Consider the following 18,666-nt stretch of genomic DNA (forward strand, 5'->3'; position numbering starts at 1 on the left):
CTAAGACTCCGTTTTAGGTATCAAATCGAATTCTTTTATAACATGAAAAATCATTTTTTTATTCTTTAAATTATCGTTTAAAAATTCAAAGTTAGGATTTAAGGGATTGTCATAAAACCATGCAAGTATTTTTACATGTAAGACGGCATTTTTTTCTCCCGAAAATTTTATAGAAAAAGGTTCCGTTAAATTGATAGGCGAAATAAATTCCGCTTTTTTCCCTTCATTTGATTTTTTAAAATCCATATTTGCTTCATAAACCGGGAAACCGTCAGTGCGGCTTATAATAACCTGTATAACGGCAGCTTTAATAAGCGGATTTATATTTACCTCCCCGATAACACGCTCAAGATAATTTTGTGTACCGGCCTGCACTTTTATAAAGTCATCCTCCCTTATTCCCGATAGTTTATAAAATTCTTTATCCTCATCTATTCTTTCAGGCTTATTCTTTATATTTGAAATAAGGGATATATATTTATTTTCATTTTCAATATTATATAAAATAAATTCTTTTTTATTTTTAAGATGTAAAAACGGCGGATAGATTAAAACAAGAACAACAAAAACGCAGGTAATCAATGTTATCGCGCCTATAATTTTCAAGTGCATAAATTTTATCATCGGCCGTTCTTTTTTTAACTGCATAAATAATCTTATAAACATCAACATATATGGAAGGATAAACATTGCAGCCAATATATTATTAGCATAAAATAAAACATCAATAAGATTGTCTTTAATAAACAGTACATCCGAAAAATAATAAACCAATAATAAGCTATTTAAAATAAGAAACAGTATTTGAGCATATAGTTTTTGAAAGTGATAAGAAAAGAAAGATAAGATATAAATTTCCAAAACTAGAATTGCTAACGATAAATTTACTCTCGAAAAAATAAATATATTAAAAAAACAAACAATACTTGCCAAGTATCCGTATATAAATATATTATTAGGCAATTTTAAATATCTGTTTACATAGGCAAATAAAGAAATTATTATTGCAGCAAATAATAATTTTAATAAAATAGCCGTAACAGGCAGAAATTTAATGGAATCTTGAAAACCGAATTTAAATGAAAACATAAGAGTTGTCAGATACTCTCCTATGTATAGAGCAAATAAATTAATTATAAAAAAGAAAATAGGAACCCGCCACAAAAGAAGAAGGTCTCTTATATTTTTTTCTCTCCTTCTGCCGAATAAGAAACTGAATATAAAAATATAAAAAAGAGCGAATAAGGTTACTCCTATTACTAAAAGGACCAATGTCCTTTCACTTATAATTCTAAGACCCCAAATTTTTTTTACATTATAATGTTTATCCCATTCCGATGAAATACCTTGTGTGTAAGTATTTATTAAAGAGAGCAAAACAGGGCGTATATCGGCTCCATAAGATATCCTTATTGCAGGAATATCTTCCTTTAAATACTCTGTCAGCATATTATCACCGATAATGCCAAGACGATACAGAATAATATTATTATATTTAAAATCAACAGGAATATTTTGTTTTTGTAAAATTTCCTGTAAATCTTTTAACATCCATGAAGGCGAGGTCTTTTTTACAGCCCCGGCACTTAATACTGCTCTATCGGAAGGACCATCCGATAAAACAAATACAAGACTTGATTTACTTTCATTTATTTTTGAAATAAGTTTTTTTGTATTTTGAGATTCTATTATATCAATACTTTCAGGCAGTTCGGGAAAATCATTATCGGTGATTGCAATTATAACGCGTGTCTGAAAAAGCACATCTTTTAATTCTTTTGCAAAATTTTCTAAAAGATCTGTAGAAAAAGTTGACTCATTATTTTGATTCCTTGAAGCGGTAAACACAATAATGTTTTCGCTTTTAGGGCCCAGCTCATAAACGGTGTTTTCGGAATAGGCATCCTGTAAGAAAAAAAATAATAAAATAAAAAAAAGAATCCTTTTCAATTTATAATTCCTTATGAGTTTAAGTCTTTTTCCGATAAAATATTGCCTGTCTTAAACCAAGTTTCTATTTTACGATAAGAATTATTTATACGCCTTATTATCTTATTGGCTTCGGCCTGTTTTGCAGGCGAATCCTGAAAGTCAGGATGATGTTTTTTGATTAAGCGCTTCCATGATCTTTTACATTCATCAAGCGGTACTCCCGATAAAACATTTAAGACGGCAAAATCTTCTACAAGTTCAGGAGGAACAGGAACACGGTCTAATTCTTTATCTATCTTAGGCGGAGGCCGTCTTTCCATGCGGCCGCCCATTGTGCGGTAACGCCCGCTTGATCTTTGAGCAGCCGCTTCAAATGGATCTTCATCGGAGATAAGAGCATCCCGTAAAATATTTCCCATATCGTTATAATAATTCTTACTCATATCTTATTTCCTTTTAAGAAAATGTTCCATCAAAAGGCCTTCGCCTGACTTAACGTTTTTTTCTAAAACGGCTCCGATAAAATCATCGAACATATCAGGGGCCGCTCCCGGCGATAAGATTTTTTCCGTTCTCAAAATAGCAATATCCTTATCGCTTATTACATCCCCCTTTTTTAAATCTTGCATATAATGAATGGACCTATTTGTACGCCCGTAGTTTTTGCTTTCAGCCGGGCTTAATTTTTTTTCGCCGGAACCGATAACTTCATTTATAAGCTCTAAAGAATAGTTTAAGTTTTTTAAGTATTCTATAATCTCACCATAAGTTTTTTGAGACAAAGCTTTCAAAGTGCTGCACATCTTTTTGAACATTTCAGGCTCTAAAGCAACCGGATCATCCAAGCCCTTTTCCTTACGGGAAAGACAGATATGTTTTTCTATTATAAAACCGCCGGAAGCAAGCGTTAAGGACGGAACTAAAACAGGATCTAAAGAATGATCGCTTACTCCGCATGCAATATCGAAAACACGGCTCAAATTATCAACCAGGGAAATATTGTATTCTTTTTCGGGAGCAGGATAAGATGTAATACAGTGAAGGAGAGCTAAGTTCAGATTTTTATTTTCAGAGCGTAAAACATTTAAAGCTTTTTCAATATCTTTTAGAAGAGAAACTCCGCCGGATAAAATCATAGGGAAGTTAAACTTAGCACAGTATTTTAAAAGCTGCACATAATTAAGCTCAGGTGAAGCTATTTTTATAAAATCGGGTTTTAATTCGGCAAGCTCTGCAGCAGACCTAAGCCCGAAGGGGCTGGCCGAAAACAAAAGCTTTTTTGCCCGGCTATATTCTGCAAGCTCTTTGTAAAAAGCTATAGGAACTTCCAAAATTTTAAAACGTTCATAGAGAGGGATCCTGCCTGTAGGTAAATCTACATAACCCGTATTCGGGTGAAGAATTTCATCGGCATAAACAATTTGAAATTTTACGGCCCTTGCGCCGGCTTCCGCAGCCGCATCTATCAATTTTAAAGCCCTTTCAATAGAGCCGTTATGACTTGTTCCTATTTCGGCAATCGTGAGAGGATTTTTTACTGAAAAAATTTCCGAACCGAGTTTAAAGACTCCAGATTTTCCGCACATAATATAAAAAATCTTACATCAAATCTTAAAAAAAAACAAGAGAGCCTTATATTTTTATCCGGCATTTAAGCCTGATTCATAAAAGCATATACACAATATATATTTTCGATTTGGAATATTTTTTAAATTTACCGTAAAGGTACGGACGGGAAGCCTTGATACAATGGAAATATAAGCATCCGACAATAAATAGTTTTTTTCAGATGCAATAAACCTTGTTATATACCTATTTTCGATAATATTTAAACAATCCTCTTTTAACGAAAAGAGCGGATGGCGATTTGAATTCTCAAATTGAGCTTTTAATATTTTTTTTGTTACTTGTTTCCCTGCAAAATCAACCACAGATAAAGACTCAATCTCGGGATAAAGCTCAATAAAGTTTTCTAAACTATTTTTCATTCGGTCCAAGTCATCATAAACAAGATTATTTATGAGAAAATTCGACATTAATTCCATATTTGAACCTATGGACCTTTTTTTTGTGGAAGCCTCAAGTTTATATCTTTCAACCTTTGAAAGAATTTCGTAGGTTTTATCTTTTGCCTGATCTTCAAAAAACTTAAAATCACTCAGAGGCCGGCTTATTCCGAAACCTTGAAATAGTACAAGCCCTATATCGCAGCAACATTGAATCTCTTCAGCCGTTTCTATTCCTTCGGCTAAACAAACTGCTCCGGTCATATTTGCATACACATTAAGAGCAGTTACAATCGATTTTTTATAAAGGTCATCGTGAATATTTTGAATCAGACTGCGGTCGATTTTTATAATATCAGGATGAACATTAAGCAGCCTGTCTATATTTGATTCTTTAGAACCGAAATCATCCACTGCAATAACAAAACCTTGTTCACGGTATTTATTTACGGCCTCTGTAAGCAGGGCCATAGATAAAACCCTGGTTTCAAGAAATTCTATTCCGACTTCCCTAGGCTGAACCTTATTTTTATCCAATATATTCAAAAGAGCGTCATAGAAACTATCTTCCGTAGCGGTTTGGGCGTTTACATTTATGAAGAGAATTGATTTTGTGTTAGAACATGTCTTTGCAAAAATTTCAACAGCCTTTTTACAGCAAAGTATATCAAGCTCATAAATAAGATCTGCCTCAACAGCTGCTTTAAAAAGAGTTTCAGGCTCGATGATACAGCCGTCTATAGTAAGGCCCCGTGATAGAGCTTCTTCGGCAAATACATATCCTTTTTCGATGTTTATGATTGGTTGAAAAACGGTTTCGATTTTTTCTTCAGAAATAATTTTTTCAACATCAAAGAAATGACTCATTGCTATAAGATAATACTTATATAGTTTTTATTCAAGTATTATATGAGTTTATTTTTTTTCGACAGATAAAAAGACCTTATTCGGAAGGCAGGCATTCCAGTCGCCGTGTTTTTTTAATTTTGGAGCCGCTATACAGGTTTTATTTGAACACGTTGAACCGACAACAAAGGCTTCATTTTTTTCGATTCTGATACTTACAGGCCCTGTTTCACCCTCAACAGCAAAAGATATATCCGTATTCATAGGATATATCCAGTCGCCTTTTGGTGTCCGTACCAATAGATAGAGGGTAGAATTATCTGCAGAATATATAAAAAGAGCAATCGAAATTATAAATGCAGCAATTACGGCAAGTATTGCAACATCCAAGACTCTAATCTTATTAAAAAACTTTTTCACTTTTCAACCTTTTAGCAGTTTTTTTAGCCATACGTCTGCGGTTCAAAAAGCCTGGAAGTCCTTTTTGAAAAAATTCAAGGAGCTCTTTTTTATTATTCATGGTTATGGAGTATCCCATTTGAATTTGATAAAGAGGATCCGAAAAATCATGGGGAGCCATACCCGTATCAATATCAAGAATATGGGTTGGAGTATTGCGTACACTATAATCGGATCTTATCGAAGCTACCTCGAGACATCTTGTCAGAACTGCAATAGAAGAATCTATATCATCGTTCTTTATAACCTTAAAAGTTCCAAGAGTAACAGCCAAGATATTTTTAAAACCCTTTTCCTTGGCAATCCAAACAGGCGTATTATTTTTTACACAGCCGTCCACAAAAATTTTTCCGTTATGATTAAAAGGGGCAAAAAAACCGGGATAGGAGTATGAAGCCCTCATCGCATCGGCCAAAAACCCCTTATCAAAAACCGTTTCATTCCCGTCGGATAAATCCGTTGCATTACAATAGAAAGGAATTTTAAGCTGATCAAATGTTTGATAACATGAAAGCTTTTTAAAGAGGGTTAAACTTTTTTCGCCGGAATCGGCACCTTGATGAGAAATTAAATTATTTAAACCTGCTCCGATTTGCAAAAACTTTGTGAGCTTCGTAAGGCCGAAACCTAAATGAGATACATCCAGATAGTCGGTTAATTCAAAATCTTTAGAAAAGAAAGAAACCATCTCATCTACAGTCATGCCCGAGGCATAAAGCCCGCCGATAATTGCACCCATAGAACAACCGACAATACAACCAGGAAGCGGATATTCCAATTCTTCAAGAGCCTTAAACATTCCTATGTAGGCAAGGCCCTTTGCGCCTCCGCCCGATAAAACCAATGCCCATTTCATACTATAATTATATATCTATTTTTAAATTTATTCCAGCTATTTTTTAAGTAAATGTGAAATCTTGTCAGGATAATCCGTTATAATTGCATCCAAACCTGTGCTTAAAACTTGGGCATAGTCCGTTTGGATTGACCCGAACCATGCATTTACCCTAAGGCCTTCATTATGAAGCTCATCTACAAATTCTTTCGTAAGCCTATATGCAGGCGGATGATAACATTCTACGCCGTATTTTTTTAAATAAGCGGCAGGATGCAGATCCCACGAATCAACCAAAAAACCGCACACAATGGAAGGATCCAACTTTTTCATCCTCAAAAGACTTTCATGATTAAAGGAAGAAATAATACACTTTTCTTGAAGATTATATTTTTTTAAAAGAGCATATACTTTTTCCTCTATCCCCGGATATTCAAAGACACCTGTCTTTAATTCAATGTTGGAAATAATATTTTTATTCTTTATAAAATCAAAATACTCTTCAAGTGAAGGAATCTTTTCATCCAAGAGTTCAGCCGAATCCAATGACATTGAGCTTTTAAAATTTGCTGCGGCATTTATTTTTTTTAAGTCGACAAAAGAAAAATCCTTTACAAGGCCTGAAGCGTTACATGTTCTATCCAAGGTCTCATCATGGATTATAACGGGCACGCCGTCATAAGAGAGATGAACATCAAACTCTATTCCGTCAACACCTAAGTCCGCTGCTTTAGAAAAAGCAAGCATCGTGTTTTCGGGATATTGACTGCGAAAACCTCTGTGGGCAAAATTAAGAGTCTTACTCATAATAACGGCCTAACAAATTTAGAAGTTAACCTTGGGAGCAGTTGATGCCTGATCATCAGCCTTAAAATAAGCCTTCTCCCTAAATCCGTACATGTTTGCAATAATGGAACGCGGGAATTGTCTTATATAAACATTGTATGATTGGACGGCTTCGTTATATCTTTTGCGTTCAACTGCAATACGGTTTTCGGTTCCTTCAAGCTGGGTTTGTAAGTCCATAAAATTTTGGTTTGCTTTAAGCTCAGGATAGTTTTCGGTAATAACCAACAAGCGCTGTAAGGCGGCTCCAAGCTCGCTTTGAGCTTGTTGAAATTTTGCAAAGGATTCGGGATTATTTAAAACCTCATCGGAAACATTCATAACACCGCCGGCCTTTGATCTTGCTTCTGCAATATCGGTAAAAACCTTAGACTCATGTGCAGCATAGCCTTTTACGGTATTCACCAAGTTGGGAATTAAATCAAAACGTCTTTGATAAACATTTTCTACCTGACTCCACGCAGACTTTACATTCTCTTCTGCAAGGATAATGGAATTATATGTTCCTATAAAAAACCTATATAAGCCGAAACCTAAAACAAAAACAACAGCCAAAATAATCAATCCGGTTTTTAAACCCTTACTCATAACACCTCCATAAATATAAAAATAAGATATAATAATTTAACAAATTATAGACAAAAAGACAAGCTAGTTTAATATTGATATATTAGAGTAAATAGACAAAAACAATTTTATTTTTGCACTATATAATTTCAGTTTTTTATATAAATTTCCTTGACAAAATGACAATACTGTAGTAATATGATAATAGCTTAACGCAACACCCTTTCTTTCTTGAAGGGTAACGGACCGCTCATGTAGCGGTCTTTTTTTATGGGAGAAAAAATGTGTGTCAAAAAACGTGTGACTTTTTATGTTGATGGTTTCAATTTTTACTATGGATTAAGAAGATCTGAAACAGCCGATAAAAAATGGGGAAATGCATATTGGATCAATATCGTAAAGTTATTTCAAGGCTTCATATCAAATGACGAAGTTATTGAAAAAGTTATTTATTTTACCGCGACTCCATTGAATTCACAAAAAAGCAGCAGGCAAAGTGCATTTTTAAATGCAAATAAAATGTTAAATGGTGATCAATTCGAAATTGTTCGAGGTAAATATCTTGAAAAACATATACAATGCCCTTATTGTAACAGTGATATATCAAAACCTGAAGAAAAGAAAACGGATGTAAATATATCTATACGCATGATCAACGATTGTATAAATAAAAGCACAGATTCATTAGTCTTGGTAAGTGCTGATAGTGATTTAATCCCTCCGCTTGAATTAATCAAAGAAAATTTTCCGTCTATGAAAATAAAAGTGCTATTTCCTCCATCAAATTATAGTAATGATATTGCACATCTGCTTGCAGCATGGAATAAAAAACCTGTTTTGATGAAAAAAAGCTACAAACGATTTGAAAATTCCATTATGAATGATTGTATAAATAAAGATTCAAAAAAATATGAAATTCCAAAAGAGTGGAAATCAAAGCAAACCAAGCCCTGATAATATCTTTATTTTGGCATATACTGAATTTATTTATTTTTTTCTAACGGAAGGTGCTGCAATAAAAAAGATAAGAGCTACAAGATAAGGAAAGGATAATAAAATACCGGACGGAATTTTTACGGCACCCTGCATTATGTTCACGGCATATTCAGCCGCAGAAAAAAGTAAGACAGCTAAAGTGCATAAAAGAGGATTTTTATTTCCCAAAAAGATTGCAGCCAAGGCTGTCCAACCTCTTCCCGCACTTATATTGGGCGTGTAGGCGGCAAGACGGAACACAAGGGTTGATCCGGCGCAAGCTGCAAAAAAACCGGCAAGCGTCCATGAAAATATTTTATATTTATCGGGATTTATTCCGCGGGCAATTAAAACATTCGGAGCTTCTCCTGAAAATTTTAAATTTATTCCCTTGGAGCTGTATTTTAAAAATAAAAAGATTACAACAGCTAAAATTAAACCTGCAAAAAACGGATTAAGATTATTTACGGGATTAAGATGGGAAGAAATTTCAAAGTCTTCAAAGGAAAGCGCTCCGCCTTTTTTTAAAAAAAGCTCGGAAGCCCAAGGAACAAAGCCTGCTGCAAAGAGGTTTAAAGAAAGCCCGGTCAAAAAAGAATTGGCCCTTGTTTTAACGGTAAACAAGGCAAGCAAATAAAGAATAAGAGAGGTCAAAAGAATAGAAGCTATAAAACCTAAAAATGGATTACCGCTTATTATGGTTATAAGAGCGCAAAAAAATGCCGAGAGAATAACGGCGCCTTCCATAAAAACGGCAAGAGAGCCAGCATATTCGGTAAGAAGGGCTCCTAAACTTAAAAACAAAAGAGGTGCCGAGATTTTTAAGATAACCAAGACGGCTTCAATCATATTCCCTTCCTTTTTAAAAGAAGCATCTTAATGCGTGAAATATTTTTACTCAATCTTGAAGTCAAGCGCAGGCTTAACAAGTTTGCAGAAATAAAAAGAAAAACTACAGCCTGTAAAAATACGGCCGTATCAAAAACCAAAGAACCTGACATTACGGCAGCATCGGAAGCGCTTTGTATCCAAGAGTATAAAAAGGCTGCCGGGATAAGGGCAAAGAAACTATTCTTTGCTACGAGGGCAACGGCAAGGGCCGACCATCCCATTCCGGAAGAAAAAGATAAGTGACAGATATACCAAGTTCCCGTAATTGCAAAAAAACCGGTTAAACCGTGAAGACCGGCAGAAATTCCCATTCCTGCAAGAGGCGGAGCATAAACGGAAAAACCTGCAAACTTGGAAAACTCAGACGCCGTTCCTGAAAGCCGCAAACGGTAGCCCCACTTTGTTTTAGCAAAAAAAATAATAAAAAACAAAACCAAAATAATAGAAAACACAAAAGAAATATTCAATGAAGAAGGCGGCAAAAAAGTTTTAAGCTGAAAGGCTTCTTTTATTGGAGGCAGGGCCAGTAAATTACCCGATGTATCCCGCAAAGGATTACCGATAAGATAATTTACAACAGGCAGGATAGCCGCAGAAATTAAAAAAGAAGTTAAAAGCTCATCCGCATTAAATTTAATTTTTAAAAATCCCGAAAAAAGACCGATTAAGCTGCAAGCAAAAAAAACGATAAAGCCTGTAAGAACAAGCTGCACGATCGGCTCTGCCAAAGTATGCTGTAAAAGAATTCCGGTCAAAAGACCCGCAAAATATATTTGCCCCTCGCCGCCCAAATTAAAACAGCCGCATTTAAAAGCAAATAAGGAACCGGAGGCCGCAAACAACAAAAGGGATGTTTTGTTCAGCATGTTTCCAAAATACCAAACGGAAGAAAAGGGTTTTAAAAAAAATTCCGACAATGCTTCTTTAGGATTTTGCGAGCCCAGAGAAATAAAGATAATTATTACCAAGGTACCGAAAAAAAATGCAGCTCCCGAACTTAAAAATTTATACCTTCTCAATTTTCTTTTCCTAAAAAATAAACGGCATCAAAAGCATTTTTATAAGAAGCCGTATCGAATTCTTTTGTCAATATTACAATGGTTCGGCCTTGCTCTGCAAGAGCCCTAAACTTATTCATAAGAAGCTCCGTGCTCAAAAGATCCAAGCCCCATGCAGGTTCTGCAGCTATTATAATTTCAGGATTTTCTGAAAGACAGCGAGCCAATATCAAACGCTGGAGCTGTCCTCCCGACAGGGAACCGGCCAAACGGTTTTTATCGGCACTTATATTTTCAGCTTTCAATAAGGATAAAATAAATTCATCGGAATTCTTTTTATCAAAAAAATTATTTTTAAAACGGTAACAATTTAAAACTTCTTCAACTGTAAGATTTGCATCAGCGCCGCGTAAATTTCTATCAGATGGAATAAAACCTATTTTATTTTTTAGAAGAAGGGAGGGAGTAATTTTTTCGCAGTTAAAAACTTTTTTTTCATTTCCCGGATTTTCAATTACAATATTGCCTGTATGATGCCTTTTATTTATATCGGTATTCTTGGCGTCAGACATTCCCGAAAGAATATCTTCCAAGTATTCGATACCACTGTTAGGGAAGCCTACAATTCCGGTAATACTTCCGCATCCTGCTTTAACTTGAAAATTTTTTATTTCGTAACCGAAACCGGAATTAAAAGAAATACAAAAACCGAAACCGCACTTTTTTTCTTCAATATTTTTCTCATGAAGTTTTTGTATTTCTTCTTCAGATTTTAAAAATTTATCGCCTGAAAATATTTGCTTTTTTATAAAAAGTTCAGCCTCATCATTATTCCCTAAATCTTCCGTTAAAAAAGAGCCTTGCATTTTTCCGTTTTTTAAAACCGAAATTCTATCGGCAAAATTTAAAGCTTCTTCAACCTTATGAGTAATAAGCACAGTACCTATTTTTTCTTCGATACATGTTTTTTTTAATACCGAAAAAAAATCCTTCCGCTCCTTATCGGTAAAAACGGAAGCCGGTTCATCTAAAATTAAAAACTGAGGATTAGTATAAAGGGCAGAAAACATTGCAGTGTAAAATCTTTTATCTGCAGAAAGATTTTTTATCTTTGCATTTAAGTCCAAGTCAACATTCCATTTTGACTTTAAACTTTCTATTTTTTGTTTTTCGGCACGGAGGTTTATAAGGGATAAAAAGCTCTTCTGTTTTGTGCCAATCATTATATTTTCAAAAACACTTGCATTTGCGGCAAGACGAGGATGCTGATGAACAATTGCGACTCCTGCATTTAAAGCATCGTTAGGGGAGTTAAAATTAAAAACCTTATTCGCTATCTTGATGGAACCACTCGTCGGAGAAAGAAGACCCGAAAAAATATTTACCAATGTAGATTTTCCGGCCCCGTTTTCTCCGAGCAGGGCGTGAATTTCGGAAGTGTAAAATTCTATATTCACATTACTCAAAGCGGCATTTTTATAGACCTCGCCGGTTTGTTTGTTTTCCGTTTCATAGATCTTATAAATACCGCTTAACTCGGCCGTCGTCTTTTTCACTTCACAAAACCCAATTTTAAAAATTTATTTTATAGACAAGTCCAAAGAACCGTCAGCTATTTTCTTTAGCATTTCATCTTGTTTTTTTCTGATTTCTTCTGGGACGGTTTGCATATAAATTTCATCATCAGAAATAAAATTTACATAACCTTCTTTGATGCCCAAGGTAGAAGGGACTCCTTCTTTTAGCTTCCCGTCGATGAAGTTTAAAATCTGCTCATAGGCAAGCTTTTTTTGCTTCATTTCGGAACTTGAAATTACATAGCCCTTTGCTTTTGCATAGCCGTTATTATCGAACCAAGAAACATAGAAGCCCAATTCTTTTGCAGCGGCAAGAACTCCCTGATTTGCACCACCTGAAATAGGCATTATTACATCAGCTCCGTTTTTATACATTGCACGGGCAAGTTCGGCACCCTTCGCCGCATCATACCAGTTTCCTACGATTTTAAAATCAACGGTAAATTCGGGATCGGCAGCTTTGGCACCTTCAAGGAAGGCAGGCAAAATTATATTCATCATTGCAGGATATTCTTGCCCCGCTATAAGCCCTATTTTTTTTTCGGGATTTGCAAACTCCATCTTGCTTAAACTTACCAAGGCAGAAATATAGCCTGCTATATAAGCCTGTTCTCTTTGATTGTATCTAAAGGTAGTAATCATGGGTTTACCTTCGGCATAGGCATCCAAAAGCAAAAACTTTTGATTGGGAAATTGCTTTGAAATAGGAGCGATGATGCCCGGCATGGCGGGATTGGAAGAAACAATCAAATCATATTTTCCGTCCACAGCTAGGGAAGTAAGCTTCGTTCCCCATTCTGCCTGATTGGTTCCGGCTTCCAAAATCTTCAAGTTTACCTTTTTACCGGTTCCGATTGCAGAAGCAACAGCTTCTTCTACACCTGCAGCCAACATATCGTAAACCGGACTTTCAGCCCTGACACCGGGAACAAAAACCGCAATACCGATTTCTTTTTCTTTTTGTATATTTTCAGTTTTTGCACATGAAAAAAGGCTTAAAAGAAAAGAAGCAAATAAAATAAAATTAAAAATCTTTCTCATGGTTGACAATATAACAAAAAAGAGAAGATAGTGCAAGATAGGAAGAGTATTTTTATAGTTAGAATTCTAAGTCGAATCTTCATCTTGGTATCATCTTCGGAACAAATACAAGTTGCAAAAAATATTTATTATTCCCAACCGAGGTGATAATATAAAAAATCATTAGAACAAGCATAAAAGCCGTTTTACTGCGTATAAAATTCACTACTAAATATCTCCAATCCTATTTTTAATTTTCCAAATTGTCTCTTTTTCTTCCTATAAAAATATAATAATTAGTCCAAAAGAAAATTCATGATATTAATTAGTAATAAATAGTTTTGTTTTCATAACCAAAACCATTTATTTTAACAACGAACAAAAATCAGCTTTCATCAAACATATGATCATATGTCAATATTACAATGCATATTCCAAATTTTTTCATACCTTTTCTCCATTATTAAAATTGATTAGTCAAAATATTTACAATATTTTACTCCTCGCAGTTTATAAAATATTCCTATCTTCAAAACGACTGCTTAAAGGCCGGTCAATCGCTGTCCGAAAAATGAGATAGTTAGGTTGTGAATACAAATAAGGCTTTATTTTCATAATATTTTTCTCATGTAAGCAAATCATCCGACAACGATGTTTTAAAATAATTTATGTATAGTTTTTTAAAAGCATCTAACTGCTCTTTCGACATTTTTTTTAATACCCCTGAGTTAATTATTCGAATCATTATTTTTTTTTGTTCTTCTTCTTCTAAAGGCGAACTTTCAGTAAACGGAATGACCGATTTATTTCTTTTAAATTTCTTCCAATTTTCTATTATATGCTCCACATCACGAACATGCATAACCATACTTGATATTTGTAACAATGGATAACTTTTTTCAAAAAATAACCGTTTTTTACTATTGCAAAAACCCAATGTATCATTATAATAGCAATATCCTACACTTACAAGTTCGTCCCAATGTTTTTCAAGACCATTTAATAACCGTATTTGAAATTTATTATGAAAATGTCGATATAAAAGGCTTACAGAACTATCTGCTACCAAGGCTGTAAGCATCAGCCATGAATTTTCTACAGTTTTTTTCATATACCATGACACAACATCAGATGTATAGACTTCATCATATAAAATATAATCACTTAAAACTGATGGAAAAAACGCATTCGGTACTGCACGTGTAGGATATCCATCAACCATCACGATTGGCGTATCTTCCGTAACTTCCATCATTTTATCCGGAGCTTGTATTTTTTTTATAAAATTCTTCATAAAAACTATATTATGATTTTTTAACGGCCTTAATCTTTTTATAACTTCGTTATATGATCCGAATAATATGCTAGGTATTTTCATTTAAATATTCCTATATTTTTTATAATCTAGTGAATTTAATTCCACATATTGCAAACATATTTTCTTCAAATGTTTTTCCTTCTCCTATTCGATATAAAAGCCGATCCTTTTGTGGAACAAATTGATTAAAATAGTAATATAATTGCTTAGCCCACATATAAGTCTCAGGATTAGCAGTATCTCCATACACAATATTAGCATACTTTTTATTACATATACGCAAATAAAATGGTTGATTCATTCCTCGTATATCAGAATATTTTTTATGATTATTATTCGATATTAACCTTAGATTGATTTGTTTACTAATAATATGAAATTCATCTGAGGTCAATTTACCTATTAAATTATGTTGAGAGTTTGAATTAAAAAAAACAATACACTTTTCATAGTTTTTTGAAGCAACAAAAACAAGGTGCCAATAAAATTTATTATTATTTTCACTGATTCTTGCAGGAACACCTATTTCATAAAATTCCCATATATCATTACTATTAAAATAAGATTTAAAAAAGACATTTGCTTTATCATCATTAGCAATTAAATAAGGAAGATCAAACCCATGTAATACGTCAAAACATAGTATAAACATAATAATAATTAATGAATAATATTTTTTCATCGCATTATTCTCCACATTTCCATTCTTCTTTTAGTAGCATCTTTTGATCGTATAGGAATAATTTCACCACAGTATCATAAGCATGTGTTAATTCATGAGCAATAATTCCGACTGGATATAAGAGCGTACCTAAATCAATATACTTCACATCGGACGAAAAGTAAATATCAGAATCAATCATATAAAAGACTCTTCCTTTCCTTGCCATTAAGAATCCCGAACCTTTCTTATAACTTTTATTATTGCATAAAACATAAAAGTAAACAAGTATCGGTATAGCGCTTTTCATGGCTTTGCTTTCGCTTCGGTATCTTTCCGCAGAAATTGCTGTCCGAATGAGATAGTTAGGCTTTGGATAAATGCAAAGTTTTGTTTTCATTGCTTATTACTTTTCTTTTGCTTCATTTTTTTCGGACATATTTTTTCTCTCTTATTTAAGGCTTCAAAATTTTGATTTTCTATCTTTTTCCATAAACAATCCATAAATAATACTAATGGCTATGGTATAAATATATACAAAAAACTCACTATTATTCCTTCTGGGAAATATTAAAATAGCTCCTACCAGAATCAAAATAAATTCACAAATCTGTTTTAGTATATATATAATTTTTCTTAACTTCGTATCAGGATCATAGATATATAAAAATTTTCTATTAAATAACTCACCAAGCCATACTCCAAAAGAAACAAAGGTATATGATAGTGAAAATATAATTACTAACACTAATACTATATGCATAAGCAACACCTCACTAATAGTTTAAATTTTCGGTATGTGTAAGAATTGGCTTACCATCACTATCTTCTCTTTCACGTTTATAGATGTTGGTAGTTCTACTTCCGGAATTTTTTATACCTGAACTATCACTTACAACTTCTAACTCTGTATTTATTTCTATTTTCATTCCTGATTCATATCGTAAAATTTCTTTACTACCTATATAAAGACTGGCAATAGTTAAAGCACTCTTTATAGCTCCACTTAATATTGGGCCACCTATACAACCTAATATGCTTTTAAATATTAGTCCAGATGTTATCGCATAACCTATATCAGCACCAAAATTCATATCTTCTGCTAATTTATTACCAGTTTCAGTATCCTTAATCAAAAAAGAATAATTTATAGAATAATGCTCAAAAATTTTTCCATTTTCCATATAACTTGTATAACTTATGGTAGAAGTATACTTATATGCATCAGTTTCTGTATTAGTTATATTTATTTGAATGAAAGGCTCATCAATAGTGCCTTTACCGGAATGTTTAGTTTCTCTCCCATCCGGATCGGTATACTTAATCGGATTATATAGCTCGAAGCTGCGCTGCGAATCCCCCGCATAATGGTAAACATGTAAGTTTATAACATTAAACACGCCTCCCATACCCGGCAAGTTTTCATTATGCTTTTTAGCCTCATCGTTTACTGGTGCCTTGGGTATATAATCATTTAACGCCGGATCCCCACTTAACCACCTACTATACTTCGGATCAAGATACCTCGCTCCATAGTAGTATAATCCTGTTTCTTCGTCAAGCTCTTTCCCCGTAAACCTAAACGGTAACTTATCTAACCCTGCAGCAACTTCCTCTATCAGCCCTGCGGGCTGCTTTGCAAGGAAATTATTATACGTCGTCAAAAACAGCATAGCAGTTTTTGACTTGTAAGTCCACAACTCTATTTTTAGTAAGCATGTTTTTATTTTAATTTTATAATTTATATTATTTTATATTTAAAATTTTTCAAGCATTTCCTCATAATTATCAGGATAGGTATATTTTATATGATACTTCGTGCTGTCAGGAATAGGCGTTGCATAATAGTCGACACCCTGTCTTTTAAATTCGGCGATTATATCCTGTTTTAATTTATATTCTTTACTATCTAACGGAAATATCCAAGATTGCTCACGTAAGATATTTACTGGATATATTTTTTCTTGCCCTGGTCTATACAAATTCTTATCCCGCACAGGATCATAGCATGGTTTAGTTATATCAGCATGACATTCTGCTATAAGATAATGAGCAATGGTATATCTCTTCAACTGTAAAGCGAGACTTGCAGCAGTAGTACTTGCATTTCGCTGTGTATTGATATAGGCTCCATTATTAATCAGCAGCTCCACCAATTGCTTACTATCTCCCGTAGATATTGCATTCATTAATACAGTTATTTCGTCATAAGATTCTTCCAAATATGGAATATTCGGATCTGCACCAGATTTTAATAATAGTTCCGTATATTTAATATTTTCATTTATATCAATGCTTTTGTCTTTCCAGCGCTTGCCAACAGCTAAATACAGAGGCGTGTTATTCGATGCACGTTGCATAAGATCAGGATCAGCTCCGTTTTTAAGTAATATTTCTGCTGAATTATACTTACTGTTTGCAATTGCCCAATACAACAAAGGCGTACCATAAAGGGGCTCACGGTAATTTATCAATTCTTTGTGTTCAGAACAAATCTGATCTATTTTTTTTATATTTTGCGAATTAACTGCTTTTGCTAAATCCCATGCAGGAGTATCCTTAAAAATATTAACCGATATGGACGGATCAGCAGAATTAAATGAATTTCCCATCGAACCTATTATTTTTACACTTAGCCAACCTACCGTATATAGTGTTACAGGGTTAAAAATAATAATGAGACATATAAATGAACATAATAAAATAAAAATAATTTTTGAAGTATTATATTTCATATTTCACCGACATAATTATAAATTATTTTATACTCATTTGCAAGCTTTAAAAACATATCTTTTTTATTTTATTGCCCTATTTTTCTTAATTACGTTGAATTATATCTAATCCGCCAAAAGAAGATTGAAATCTTTTCTGTTTCTCCATTTCATAAGCACTATCAGTGAAAATAATGTTCTTTAATCTTAAACGATTTTTACTAAAAGACACAAATAACATCAGCCTTGTCTTTTTTGTCATTTCACAATCCCTCGACTTAGTTCTTATACTTTAACTAATATTGTCAATTGGCAAAAAAATTATTCTCCATATTGTTCAAAAATTAGTTAGTCCAAAACCAAATGTATCTGTTGTCGATTTTACTCTGTACAATATAGCCATTGTGATTATTTTTAATTCCCAAATTTACTAAGGACTCCGCATAATCCAAATAATCTTTCTCCTCAATTTTATTTAATATTTCATCGAGAGTTTCATTAGTGCCGTATATAACTTCTTGTTTATATAAGATATTATCTTTTGAAAAAATAGTACAACCTTTCTTTAACTCCGGATTAAAATATTCCATCAAATAGGCTATAACATAATCCTTTTTATTAACAATAAATTTTTCATCATCTTCAGTAAAATTTCTTAAATCAAAAATAAACACTTCTATTTTATCTCTGCGCCCGCCGATGAAAGGCTCATAAATATGTAAACACAAAAGCATTTCACATTCATAACCTACATAACTATAATTATGAGGAATACAAATATGATTATTTTTTTGAGGCGTTAGATTGAATTCTTTTATATCGGAATGATTATTATTTACAAACAACAGCTTTATTTTGTCGAAATCTTTTACAGAACTATAATTTCGCCATATAATTTCTCTTTTACTGCAACCTGAGAGAAATAGAATTATAGCAATCAAGTATATTTGTAACCCAATGATATTCTTTTTTCTTTTATGATAAATCTCCATACTCATAATATTTTGCTCCTCGCAGTTTA

General features: G+C 33.4%; 18 protein-coding genes and 1 pseudogene. 1 reads left to right on the forward strand and 18 read right to left on the reverse strand.

All coding sequences use genetic code 11. The annotated features are described in order from the left end of the window. From E4O07_RS08615 to E4O07_RS08650, 8 genes are read right to left on the reverse strand one after another with little or no spacing between them, the layout of a single operon-like run. Entirely contained in the window at positions 1-1,950 is a 1,950-nt protein-coding gene (locus tag E4O07_RS08615; protein WP_253685043.1) for a hypothetical protein, read from the reverse strand. Between the two features lie 11 nt (positions 1,951-1,961). Beyond that, entirely contained in the window at positions 1,962-2,375 is a 414-nt protein-coding gene (locus E4O07_RS08620; RefSeq protein ID WP_253685044.1) for a J domain-containing protein, read from the reverse strand. Positions 2,376-2,378: 3 nt separating this feature from the next. Then, positions 2,379-3,518 (reverse strand): N-acetylneuraminate synthase family protein, encoded by a 1,140-nt coding sequence (locus tag E4O07_RS08625; RefSeq protein ID WP_253685045.1) that lies wholly within the window; start codon positions 3,516-3,518, stop codon positions 2,379-2,381. 54 nt (positions 3,519-3,572) lie between these two features. Then, positions 3,573-4,805, reverse strand: coding sequence for an EAL domain-containing protein (locus tag E4O07_RS08630; RefSeq protein WP_253685046.1), 1,233 nt, complete (start codon positions 4,803-4,805; stop codon positions 3,573-3,575). A 48-nt stretch (positions 4,806-4,853) separates the two neighbouring features. Then, positions 4,854-5,204 (reverse strand): NusG domain II-containing protein, encoded by a 351-nt coding sequence (locus E4O07_RS08635; protein WP_253685047.1) that lies wholly within the window; start codon positions 5,202-5,204, stop codon positions 4,854-4,856. Then, on the reverse strand, positions 5,188-6,099 hold the full coding sequence (locus tag E4O07_RS08640; protein ID WP_253685048.1) for a patatin-like phospholipase family protein: 912 nt from the start codon (positions 6,097-6,099) through the stop codon (positions 5,188-5,190). The genes E4O07_RS08635 and E4O07_RS08640 overlap by 17 nt, the downstream gene beginning before the upstream one ends. A 36-nt stretch (positions 6,100-6,135) precedes the next feature. Then, the gene (locus tag E4O07_RS08645; protein ID WP_253685049.1) at positions 6,136-6,885 is read right to left on the reverse strand and encodes a glycerophosphodiester phosphodiesterase; all 750 of its coding nucleotides are present in this window, start codon (positions 6,883-6,885) and stop codon (positions 6,136-6,138) included. Positions 6,886-6,903: 18 nt separating this feature from the next. After that, positions 6,904-7,512 carry a LemA family protein gene (locus E4O07_RS08650; protein ID WP_253685050.1) on the reverse strand — a complete coding sequence of 203 codons (609 nt, stop codon included), beginning with the start codon at positions 7,510-7,512 and terminating at the stop codon, positions 6,904-6,906. A gap of 249 nt (positions 7,513-7,761) precedes the next feature. Here E4O07_RS08650 and E4O07_RS08655 point away from each other — a divergent pair, with 249 nt between their 5' ends. After that, the gene (locus E4O07_RS08655) at positions 7,762-8,445 is read left to right on the forward strand and encodes an NYN domain-containing protein (RefSeq protein ID WP_253685051.1); all 684 of its coding nucleotides are present in this window, start codon (positions 7,762-7,764) and stop codon (positions 8,443-8,445) included. Between the two features lie 33 nt (positions 8,446-8,478). On the opposite strand, the gene E4O07_RS08660 is transcribed toward E4O07_RS08655, so the two are convergent. The 10 genes and pseudogenes from E4O07_RS08660 to E4O07_RS08705 all read right to left on the reverse strand — a co-directional run bounded on the left by E4O07_RS08660 (position 8,479) and on the right by E4O07_RS08705 (position 18,643). Further along, a complete protein-coding gene (locus E4O07_RS08660; protein ID WP_253685052.1) occupies positions 8,479-9,315 on the reverse strand; it encodes an ABC transporter permease in 837 nt (278 codons plus the stop codon). Further along, positions 9,312-10,376, reverse strand: a complete 1,065-nt coding sequence (locus tag E4O07_RS08665) for an ABC transporter permease (RefSeq protein ID WP_253685053.1) — start codon at positions 10,374-10,376, stop codon at positions 9,312-9,314. Before E4O07_RS08665 ends, E4O07_RS08660 begins: the two co-directional genes overlap by 4 nt. Further along, the gene (locus tag E4O07_RS08670) at positions 10,373-11,911 is read right to left on the reverse strand and encodes an ATP-binding cassette domain-containing protein (protein ID WP_253685054.1); all 1,539 of its coding nucleotides are present in this window, start codon (positions 11,909-11,911) and stop codon (positions 10,373-10,375) included. Before E4O07_RS08670 ends, E4O07_RS08665 begins: the two co-directional genes overlap by 4 nt. 24 nt (positions 11,912-11,935) lie before the next feature. Further along, a complete protein-coding gene (locus E4O07_RS08675; RefSeq protein ID WP_253685055.1) occupies positions 11,936-12,973 on the reverse strand; it encodes a BMP family ABC transporter substrate-binding protein in 1,038 nt (345 codons plus the stop codon). Between the two features lie 604 nt (positions 12,974-13,577). Next, entirely contained in the window at positions 13,578-14,246 is a 669-nt protein-coding gene (locus E4O07_RS08680) for a hypothetical protein (protein WP_253685056.1), read from the reverse strand. A 103-nt stretch (positions 14,247-14,349) separates the two neighbouring features. Beyond that, positions 14,350-14,952, reverse strand: coding sequence for a hypothetical protein (locus E4O07_RS08685; RefSeq protein ID WP_253678249.1), 603 nt, complete (start codon positions 14,950-14,952; stop codon positions 14,350-14,352). Between the two features lie 4 nt (positions 14,953-14,956). Further along, entirely contained in the window at positions 14,957-15,331 is a 375-nt protein-coding gene (locus E4O07_RS08690; RefSeq protein ID WP_253685057.1) for a hypothetical protein, read from the reverse strand. 892 nt (positions 15,332-16,223) lie between these two features. Beyond that, positions 16,224-16,550: pseudogene (locus E4O07_RS13510) on the reverse strand (RHS repeat-associated core domain-containing protein); the annotation flags it as partial. 138 nt (positions 16,551-16,688) lie between these two features. Further along, the gene (locus E4O07_RS08700) at positions 16,689-17,543 is read right to left on the reverse strand and encodes an ankyrin repeat domain-containing protein (protein ID WP_253710342.1); all 855 of its coding nucleotides are present in this window, start codon (positions 17,541-17,543) and stop codon (positions 16,689-16,691) included. A 446-nt stretch (positions 17,544-17,989) separates the two neighbouring features. Next, complete coding sequence (locus E4O07_RS08705; protein WP_253685060.1) at positions 17,990-18,643, reverse strand: hypothetical protein; 654 nt, start codon at positions 18,641-18,643, stop codon at positions 17,990-17,992. Positions 18,644-18,666 lie beyond the last annotated feature (23 nt).

The sequence above is a fragment of the Treponema sp. OMZ 798 genome, from assembly GCF_024181385.1.
Taxonomy (GTDB): Bacteria; Spirochaetota; Spirochaetia; order Treponematales; family Treponemataceae; genus Treponema_B.

Excerpts from the sequence above, each read along its gene's own strand:
- E4O07_RS08620 (WP_253685044.1), bottom strand. The coding sequence starts at position 2,375 with ATGAGTAAGAATTATTATAACGATATGGGAAATATTTTACGGGATGCT.
- E4O07_RS08625 (WP_253685045.1), bottom strand. The coding sequence starts at position 3,518 with ATGTGCGGAAAATCTGGAGTCTTTAAACTCGGTTCGGAAATTTTTTCA.
- E4O07_RS08630 (WP_253685046.1), bottom strand. The coding sequence starts at position 4,805 with ATGAGTCATTTCTTTGATGTTGAAAAAATTATTTCTGAAGAAAAAATC.
- E4O07_RS08640 (WP_253685048.1), bottom strand. The coding sequence starts at position 6,099 with ATGAAATGGGCATTGGTTTTATCGGGCGGAGGCGCAAAGGGCCTTGCC.
- E4O07_RS08645 (WP_253685049.1), bottom strand. The coding sequence starts at position 6,885 with ATGAGTAAGACTCTTAATTTTGCCCACAGAGGTTTTCGCAGTCAATAT.
- E4O07_RS08650 (WP_253685050.1), bottom strand. The coding sequence starts at position 7,512 with ATGAGTAAGGGTTTAAAAACCGGATTGATTATTTTGGCTGTTGTTTTT.
- E4O07_RS08655 (WP_253685051.1), top strand. The coding sequence starts at position 7,762 with ATGGGAGAAAAAATGTGTGTCAAAAAACGTGTGACTTTTTATGTTGAT.
- E4O07_RS08660 (WP_253685052.1), bottom strand. The coding sequence starts at position 9,315 with ATGATTGAAGCCGTCTTGGTTATCTTAAAAATCTCGGCACCTCTTTTG.
- E4O07_RS08675 (WP_253685055.1), bottom strand. The coding sequence starts at position 12,973 with ATGAGAAAGATTTTTAATTTTATTTTATTTGCTTCTTTTCTTTTAAGC.
- E4O07_RS08680 (WP_253685056.1), bottom strand. The coding sequence starts at position 14,246 with ATGAAGAATTTTATAAAAAAAATACAAGCTCCGGATAAAATGATGGAA.
- E4O07_RS08685 (WP_253678249.1), bottom strand. The coding sequence starts at position 14,952 with ATGAAAAAATATTATTCATTAATTATTATTATGTTTATACTATGTTTT.
- E4O07_RS08690 (WP_253685057.1), bottom strand. The coding sequence starts at position 15,331 with ATGAAAACAAAACTTTGCATTTATCCAAAGCCTAACTATCTCATTCGG.
- E4O07_RS08700 (WP_253710342.1), bottom strand. The coding sequence starts at position 17,543 with ATGGGAAATTCATTTAATTCTGCTGATCCGTCCATATCGGTTAATATT.
- E4O07_RS08705 (WP_253685060.1), bottom strand. The coding sequence starts at position 18,643 with ATGAGTATGGAGATTTATCATAAAAGAAAAAAGAATATCATTGGGTTA.